The following is a 1,392-nucleotide window of genomic DNA, read 5'->3' on the forward strand; positions in this document are numbered from 1 at the left end:
AGGTGATGAAGTTGTTGATGCCATACTTCCAGGAAAAGCCTCTAAGCTTCAGATTATATGGAATCGTACCCCAAACCGACACAGGTGGTCAGGTAGAGAATACTAAGGCGCTTGAGAGAACTCGGGTGAAGGAACTAGGCAAAATCGTACCGTAACTTCGGGAGAAGGTACGCTCCTATCTGTGATGAGACTTGCTCTCTAAGCGGACGGGAGCCGCAGTGACCAGGTGGCTGGGACTGTTTATTAAAAACACAGCACTGTGCAAAATCGCAAGATGACGTATACGGTGTGACACCTGCCCGGTGCCGGAAGGTTAATTGATGGGGTTATCCTTAGGGAGAAGCTCTTGATCGAAGCCCCGGTAAACGGCGGCCGTAACTATAACGGTCCTAAGGTAGCGAAATTCCTTGTCGGGTAAGTTCCGACCTGCACGAATGGTGTAACCATGGCCACGCTGTCTCCACCCGAGACTCAGTGAAATTGAAATCGCAGTGAAGATGCTGTGTACCCGCGGCTAGACGGAAAGACCCCGTGAACCTTTACTACAGCTTGGCACTGAACATTGAACCTACATGTGTAGGATAGGTGGGAGACTTTGAAGCAGCGACGCTAGTTGTTGTGGAGTCAACCTTGAAATACCACCCTTGTAGTTTTGATGTTCTAACGTTGGCCCCTGAATCGGGGTTACGGACAGTGCCTGGTGGGTAGTTTGACTGGGGCGGTCTCCTCCTAAAGAGTAACGGAGGAGCACGAAGGTTGGCTAAGTACGGTCGGACATCGTACGGTTAGTGTAATGGTAGAAGCCAGCTTAACTGCGAGACAGACACGTCGAGCAGGTACGAAAGTAGGTCATAGTGATCCGGTGGTTCTGAATGGAAGGGCCATCGCTCAACGGATAAAAGGTACTCCGGGGATAACAGGCTGATACCGCCCAAGAGTTCATATCGACGGCGGTGTTTGGCACCTCGATGTCGGCTCATCACATCCTGGGGCTGAAGTCGGTCCCAAGGGTATGGCTGTTCGCCATTTAAAGTGGTACGCGAGCTGGGTTTAGAACGTCGTGAGACAGTTCGGTCCCTATCTGCCGTGGGCGTTTGAGAATTGAGAGGGGTTGCTCCTAGTACGAGAGGACCGGAGTGAACGAACCGCTGGTGTTCGGGTTGTCATGCCAATGGCATTGCCCGGTAGCTACGTTCGGAACTGATAAGCGCTGAAAGCATCTAAGCGCGAAGCAGGCCTCGAGATGAGTTCTCACTAGACTTTTAAAGTCTCTGAAGGGCCGTTGAAGACTACAACGTTGATAGGCAAGATGTGGAAGTGGTGTGAGCCATTAAGCTAACTTGTACTAATTACCCGTGAGGCTTAACCATACAACGCCAAACGCGTTTTATG

The 1,392-nt window shown here is 51.1% G+C and carries 1 rRNA gene (running past one end of the window); it reads left to right on the plus strand.

Annotated elements, in window-relative coordinates:
• Positions 1–1,370, plus strand: a 23S ribosomal RNA gene (locus QMA08_RS20260); it begins 1,617 nt to the left of the window's first position.
• Positions 1,371–1,392 lie beyond the last annotated feature (22 nt).

This window comes from Pseudoalteromonas sp. APC 3355, from assembly GCF_030407615.1.
GTDB classification, from domain to species: Bacteria; Pseudomonadota; Gammaproteobacteria; order Enterobacterales; family Alteromonadaceae; genus Pseudoalteromonas; species Pseudoalteromonas distincta.